Annotated in this window: 4 protein-coding genes and 1 pseudogene; 2 read left to right on the top strand and 3 right to left on the bottom strand. The window is 65.5% G+C overall.

What is annotated here, in order from left to right; genetic code table 11:
- The 3 genes and pseudogenes from CWO91_RS06915 to CWO91_RS06905 form a co-directional block, all read right to left on the bottom strand.
- A pseudogene (locus CWO91_RS06915) lies at window positions 1-673 on the bottom strand (peptidoglycan-binding protein); the annotation flags it as partial.
- A gap of 253 nt (window positions 674-926) precedes the next feature.
- Entirely contained in the window at window positions 927-1,334 is a 408-nt protein-coding gene (locus tag CWO91_RS06910) for a hypothetical protein (RefSeq protein WP_130212790.1), read from the bottom strand.
- A 231-nt stretch (window positions 1,335-1,565) separates the two neighbouring features.
- A complete protein-coding gene (locus CWO91_RS06905) occupies window positions 1,566-3,056 on the bottom strand; it encodes an MFS transporter (protein WP_130212789.1) in 1,491 nt (496 codons plus the stop codon).
- 456 nt (window positions 3,057-3,512) lie between these two features.
- Between CWO91_RS06905 and guaB the strand changes: the two genes are divergently transcribed.
- Together guaB and CWO91_RS06890 are read left to right on the top strand one after the other, a co-directional pair.
- Window positions 3,513-5,006: an IMP dehydrogenase gene (gene guaB, locus CWO91_RS06900; protein WP_130212788.1), complete on the top strand. Its 1,494-nt coding sequence runs from the start codon at window positions 3,513-3,515 to the stop codon at window positions 5,004-5,006.
- 256 nt (window positions 5,007-5,262) lie between these two features.
- The gene (locus CWO91_RS06890) at window positions 5,263-6,285 is read left to right on the top strand and encodes an NADP-dependent oxidoreductase (RefSeq protein ID WP_130212787.1); all 1,023 of its coding nucleotides are present in this window, start codon (window positions 5,263-5,265) and stop codon (window positions 6,283-6,285) included.
- The last annotated feature ends 123 nt before the right edge of the window (window positions 6,286-6,408 follow it).

The following is a 6,408-nucleotide window of genomic DNA, read 5'->3' as shown; positions in this document are numbered from 1 at the left end:
TCGGACCCGGGGCGTTCTGGCCTTGGGCGTTGCCCTTGGTGTTCGCGCCAGTCGTCGTCGTGCTCTGACCCTGCGCCTTCTTGCCTTGGACATTGTCCTTGGTGTTAGCGCCTGTGGTCGCGCTCTTACCCTGTTCTGCGCCTTGCGACTGACGCGTAGCGTCGCGGTCGCTGCGGCTCTGACCGACGGTTTGGTCCTTCATTCCGCTCTTGTCGCGCTCGGACTTGGACTGACGCGCTTGGTCGGGTCCGCTTCGGCTCTGACCGATAGTTTGGTCCTTGCCACGCTTCTCGCCTTCAGATTGGGACTGACGCGCGTTGTCGCGGGCGCCGCGGCCCTGATCGACGGCCTGACGTTCGCCCCTATCGGCCTTGCCACTAGCGCGCATTCCCTCGCTACGCTCAGAACGCGACGGCGCCGCAGCGGGGCCCTCGGCCCGACCACCTGCGCGGCCCTGGGTCATTCCTTCGCGGTGAGAGGCGCCACCTGCACCTTGCGACATTCCGCCGCCCGATCGGCCGGATTCCGCCGCGCCAGCGCCCGCGCCTCCGCTCATCCCGCCGCCGGCGCCTTCACGCATGCCTTGAGCCGATGCCAGGCTGACGCCGGCGAGCAGCACTGCTGTGGTCAATAGGAACCTGTTCTTTCTCGTGTTCACCTGAACCTCCTCCATTTGCTTTGCAGCATCCGTTGATGGGGAACCTTCGAAGCTCGGGGCTCGAGACAAAACGAGCCCTCATTCGAGTTTTCCGATGCCTGTGAACGATGCGCCGATGCCATCGTTCCTATCAGGCGGGAGAGTCGCGCGGTTCCGTCTCGGTGCTACTGCGCGCGGGACTCTCTCGATCGAAGCGATAAAGACATCGACCAAAAATCCACTCTGCAGGCTCAGCGCCTCGCGCCAGCCCTTCTCTTGCCGCGTCGCTTCACCAGTAAGGGTGCCAGCGATGGTGATAGAAGTGCCGCCGCGGGAACGGTCCGCCGTAATAGGCGAAGGCCGGCCGCACGACACGGTGATAGCGGTAGCCGTAGTAGGCCGGGGCGTAACTGGTGCTGTAGTAGGTCCTGGTGTAGCCGCCCCACGGATAGTAACCGCCGTAATACGCCGGCGCGTAGTAGTCGTCATAATAGCCCGGATACCCGTAGTAGCCGTAGCTCGGACCGTAGGCGTAAGCGGACGAGGCGAGGCCACCGATCAGGGCACCTGCGAGCAATCCGCCTGCCAGCGCCGGCCCAAAACCACCGCGCCAGCGAGCCTCCGCCGGCGTCGGTGCCGCCACCGCGCTCACGCCGAGCGCGCCGACGGTTGCCAGGACAAGTGCGGTCTTTTTCATGCGCGTCCCTCCTTCGTTGGTGTTTCGACATCGTGCCAACATTGCCGAAGGGCAAAAGTTGCAAGCGCGCGCCGGCGAGGAACAGGAGTCACGAAGATAAACGAGCGTTCATCTCGGTGAACGAGGGTCAGAACGGGTCAAAGTAAATTCGGAAAAATGTAAGTGATCGGCTGCTGTGCAGGGGGCTGTTTTGGACTCTTGTCCGGGGGAGAGCCGGCATCCTGCTTTCCGCTACCCCAGCCGCTGATCCCGCACGTCCTGCGTATCCTCCGTCGCCGCCTTGACCGCCGCCTTCGCTGCGCCTTTGCCCGCACCCTTGCGGCTCGCGATCTCCACCGCCTTGCGGCCGGAGATCTCGTAGCCGGCATCAACGGGCATCTGCCAGAAGAACCAGCTCGATGCTGCCGAGGTCAGTGCGACCACGACGAAGGCGGGCGCGAATACGGTAGCGTTGAGCTCGCTGACGTGGCTCAACCACATCGTCGTCTCGACGCAGGCTGCGCCGACGGCGACGCCGGCTGAGACCGCGAGCTGCTGGTTGACGCTGACGAGGGTGGTAGCGCGGCTCATCTGCGCGGTCTCGACGTCGGCATAGGCGACCGTGTTGATCGCGGTGAACTCCAGCGAACGGAAGAACCCGCCGACCACCAGGATCACCATGATGATGAGCAGCGGCGTCGTCACCGTGAACAGCGCGCAGACGCCGAGGAAGAACGCGCTGACGACCGCGTTCACCGTCATCAGATTGCGGAAGCCGAAGGCGCGGATGAGGCGCGCCGCCAGCGTCTTCATGCCCATGGCGCCGAGCGAGGAGGCAAAGGTGACGAGGCCCGAGTGGAACGGCGACAGGCCGAAGCCGATCTGCATCAACAGCGGCAGCAGGAACGGCAGTGCGCCGATGCCGAGGCGGAACAGGAAGCCGCCGAAAATGGCCGCGCGCAGCGTCGGCAGCTTCAGAAGCGAAAAGTCCAGCACTGGCGATCCCGTCCGCCGCGCGTGCAGGACATACAGTGTCATCGAGATCGCGCCGCCCACGACCAGGGCCGCAACCGTGCTCCAGGGCAGGAGGTTGAGCCCGGCGACGGAGAGACCGAACGCGATGCCGGCAAGGCCGATGCCCGCCAGCACCATGCCGTAGAGATCGAACGGCTCCTGCGTCTCGCTCTTGATGGGATCGATGAAGCGCAGCGCCATGAAGATGCCGAGCAGCCCGATCGGGATGTTGATCAGGAAGATCCAGTGCCAGGAGGCGTAGGTGGTGATGAAGCCGCCGAGCGGCGGCCCGATCACGGGGCCGATCAGGGCAGGGACCGTCACCCAGGCCATCGCATTGACCAGCGCGCTCTTGTCGACCGAGCGCAGCAGCACGAGACGTCCGACCGGCGTCATCATCGCCCCGCCCATGCCTTGCAGGATGCGCGCGAACACGAAGTCGGTGACCGAGGTCGAAAGCGCGCAGCCGACCGAGCCGACCATGAACACGCCGACGGCGATCGCGAACACCATGCGCGCGCCGAAGCGGTCGGCGGTCCAGCCGCTCGCCGGGATGAACACCGCCAGCGACAGCAGATAGGAGGTGATCGCGAGCTTCAGCGTCAGGGGACTTGTGCCGATGTCGGCTGCGATCGCCGGCAGCGAGGTCGCGATCACCGTCGAGTCCATGTTCTCCATGAAGAGCGCGGTGGCCACGATCAGCGGAATGACGCGTTGCTTGTCGACCATGACGGATTGGTAATGAAAATCGGAAGGAGGGGCGGACTTGCGGCTTATCACCGCCTCCTGCCGGGGACCATTGCGGATCAACGCATAGCACCTAAGTCCCGCGTAACAACGGTGTGACCCTCTCCCTCGTCATTCCGGGGCGCGCCGCTTGGCGCGAGCCCGGAATCCAGTGGGCCGCAGGGATCGCTGGGGAATGGATTCCGGGCTCGCGACTTCGTCGCGCCCCGGAATGACGATGGGTGGGGGCGCCGCCGGGCTGTCCCAGCCGAATTTGCCCAAAAAGCCTGTGCATGGCTGGCCGGCGGTCCGAATTGCTTTGATTCGTCACGCAGCCGTGCTATCGACCCGCGTCAACCCCACCGATGGGCTCCGATTCTCCGGCGTTGCCGCAAGGTACGCCAAGGGCGGCGCTCATCCATAAGCATTTGCGGCAGGGCCGCAGGAAGGAGTTGGCAGATGGCCACGGTGCAACTTCAAGGCATTCGCGAAGCCTTCACGTTCGACGACGTGCTGCTGAAGCCGGGCCTGTCCGAGGTTATGCCGGGCGAGGTCGACATCCGGTCCCGCGTCACCCGCGCCATTCCGCTCAACATTCCGATCATGGCCTCCGCCATGGACACTGTCACCGAGGCGCGCATGGCGATCGCCATGGCGCAGGCCGGTGGCCTCGGCGTCATCCACCGCAATTTCGATCCCGAAGGGCAGGCCGCCCAGGTGCGGCAGGTCAAGCGCTACGAGTCGGGCATGGTGGTGAACCCGCTCACCATCAGCCCCGAGGCCACGCTCGACGACGCGCTCAAGCTGATGAGCGATCACGGCATATCCGGCATTCCCGTCGTCACAGGTGCCGGCAAGTCCACGCCCGGCAAGCTGGTCGGCATCCTCACTAACCGCGACGTGCGGTTTGCGACGAACCGGCAGCAGAAAATCTCCGAGCTGATGACGCACGAAAATCTCGTCACGGTGCGTGAGAACGTCAGCCAGGACGAGGCGCGGCGGATGCTGCATCAGCATCGCATCGAGAAGCTGCTCGTGGTCGACGAGCAATATCGCTGCGTCGGCCTCATCACGGTGAAGGACATGGAGAAGGCGGTCGCCCATCCGCTCGCCTGCAAGGATGCGCAGGGCCGCCTGCGCGTTGCTGCCGCCACCACGGTCGGCGACACCGGTTTCGAGCGTACCGAGCGGCTGATCGATGCCGGCGTCGACCTCGTCGTCGTCGACACCGCGCACGGCCATTCCCGCCACGTGCTGCACGCCGTGAATCGCATCAAGCGTCTCTCCAATTCCGTGCAGGTCGTTGCCGGCAACGTTGCCACCACCGAAGGCGCGCAGGCACTGATCGACGCCGGTGCGGATTGCATCAAGGTCGGCATCGGCCCGGGCTCGATCTGCACCACCCGCATCGTCGCCGGCGTCGGCGTGCCGCAGCTCACCGCGATCATGGATGCGGTGGAAGCTGCGAAGAAGTCCGACATTCCCGTCATCGCCGACGGCGGCATCAAGTTCTCCGGCGATCTCGCCAAGGCGCTCGCCGCCGGCGCCGATATCGCCATGGTCGGCTCGCTGCTGGCCGGCACCGACGAGACGCCGGGCGAAGTGTTTTTGTGGCAGGGCCGCTCCTACAAGGCCTATCGCGGCATGGGCTCGGTCGGCGCGATGGCGCGCGGCTCGGCCGATCGTTACTTCCAGCAGGACATCAAGGACGCGCTCAAGCTCGTGCCTGAGGGCATCGAGGGCCAGGTGCCGTACAAGGGCGCGGTCGGCAACGTCATGCACCAGCTCGCCGGCGGCTTGCGCGCCGCGATGGGCTATGTCGGCGCGCGCGACATGAAGGATCTGCACCAGAAGGCCCAGTTCGTCCGCATCACCGGCGCGGGCCTGCGCGAAAGCCACGTCCACGACGTCACCATCACGCGCGAAGCCCCGAACTATCCGGGCGGGGGTTAGAGTTTCAGGTCTCGTGCCCCGGACGCAGCGCAGCGCTTCTTCAGCGGTGCGCTGCAGAGCCGGGGCCCATCTTTCCGCCTGATCGCATGTGGCCATCTGGGTCCCGGCTCTGCGCAGCAGCGCAAGAGCGCTGCAGCGCGTCCGGGACACGAGAGACGCGCATGGCGTAACGTCCCGCCTCTACCGCTTTTGTATTGACGCGCTCCACTGCCTCCGCTTCGCTCGCGCTGACGAAGAAACTTCGGAGGAAGCCATCATGTCCCAAGGCAAACGCATCGTTCTCGCCGCGCGTCCCGTCGGCGAACCCAAGCCGTCCGATTTTCGCCTGGAGGAACTCGCGGTGCCGACGCCCGGGCCGGGCGAGGTCCTGCTGCGCACGATCTGGCTGTCGCTCGATCCCTATATGCGCGGGCGCATGAGCGAGGGGCCGTCCTACGCCGCACCGGTGCCGATCGGCGGCGTGATGGAAGGCGAGGCGGTCAGCGAGGTCGCGGCCTCCAACAATCCTGATTTCGCGGTAGGCGACATCGTGCGCATCCGCTCCGGCTGGCAGACCCACGCCATCTCGAACGGCAAGGGCCTGATCAAGGTCGATCCGAAGCTCGGGCCGATCTCGACCTCGATCGGCGTGCTCGGCATGCCCGGCATGACGGCGTACACGGGCCTGCTCGACATCGGCAAGCCGCAAGCCGGCGAGACCGTCGTCGTTGCCGGCGCCTCCGGTGCGGTCGGCTCGGCCGTCGGCCAGATCGCGAAGATCAAGGGCGCACGCGCGGTCGGCATCGCCGGTGGCAAGGACAAGTGCGATTACGTCGTCAAGGAGCTTGGCTTCGATGCCTGCATCGATCACCGCAACCCCGATCTCGCGGCCAAGCTGAAAGAGGTCTGCCCGAAGGGCATCGACGTCTATTTCGAGAATGTCGGCGGCGCGGTGTTCGAGGCGGTGTTCCCGCTGCTCAATCCGTTCGCGCGCGTGCCGGTCTGCGGCCTGATCGCGCACTACAACGACACCGAGGCCAAGCCGCCGAAATGGGCGGCCAGCATGATGCGCGCGACCCTGACCAAGCGGCTGACCTTCCGCGGCTTCATCGTCTCCGACTTCGCCGCCCGCCACGGCGACTTCCTGCGCGACATGTCGGCCTGGGTTCGCGACGGCAAGGTGAAATACAAGGAGTTTGTCACCGAGGGCCTGGAGAGCGCGCCCGGCGCCTTCATGGGCCTCCTGAAGGGTGCCAATTTCGGCAAGCAGCTGGTGCGGGTGGGGCCGGATAAGGCCTAGTTGCGCCGCCTCACACTGCCGGACGGGGATAGTTAAGAAAGAGTCACCAAATGGTCACACCTTGCGGCAAAAGCCGCTTGTGTGACCGCCCGTTCATTGACGCGCTAACGAAGGCATTGAATC

Source organism: Bradyrhizobium genosp. SA-3, assembly GCF_004212635.1.
GTDB lineage: Bacteria > Pseudomonadota > Alphaproteobacteria > Rhizobiales > Xanthobacteraceae > Bradyrhizobium.
This window is presented reverse-complemented; position numbering and strand designations above follow the sequence as displayed.

Excerpts from the sequence above, each read along its gene's own strand:
- CWO91_RS06910 (WP_130212790.1), bottom strand. The coding sequence starts at position 1,334 with ATGAAAAAGACCGCACTTGTCCTGGCAACCGTCGGCGCGCTCGGCGTG.
- CWO91_RS06905 (WP_130212789.1), bottom strand. The coding sequence starts at position 3,056 with ATGGTCGACAAGCAACGCGTCATTCCGCTGATCGTGGCCACCGCGCTC.
- guaB (WP_130212788.1), top strand. The coding sequence starts at position 3,513 with ATGGCCACGGTGCAACTTCAAGGCATTCGCGAAGCCTTCACGTTCGAC.
- CWO91_RS06890 (WP_130212787.1), top strand. The coding sequence starts at position 5,263 with ATGTCCCAAGGCAAACGCATCGTTCTCGCCGCGCGTCCCGTCGGCGAA.